The 212-nt window shown below is 45.3% G+C and carries 1 pseudogene; it reads left to right on the top strand.

Features of this window, described 5'->3' with window-relative positions:
• Nucleotides 1–212 (top strand): annotated as a pseudogene (locus Ga0466249_RS26380) (ISNCY family transposase); the annotation flags it as partial.

Here is a 212-nt window from a genome sequence, read left to right as displayed (position 1 = left end):
CAACTCTCTGGCAAGGTTGTCAATGACACTCAATTCGGCAGATCTATGGGCGAACTTGGTATTACCCTGATTCCTGCTCGCTCACCACAGGCTAAAGGTCGCGTAGAACGTCTTTGGCAAACCCTACAAAGTCGCTTACCCGTTGAATTTAAGCTTGCTCACATTTCAACCGTGGATCAAGCTAATGCTTTCCTAGCAAAATACATTTCTTT

Origin of the sequence: Pelorhabdus rhamnosifermentans (genome assembly GCF_018835585.1) — a bacterium.
Classification (GTDB): Bacteria; Bacillota; Negativicutes; order UMGS1260; family UMGS1260; genus Pelorhabdus; species Pelorhabdus rhamnosifermentans.
The sequence above is the reverse complement of the archived record's forward strand: the minus strand, read 5'-3'. Positions and strand labels throughout refer to the sequence as shown.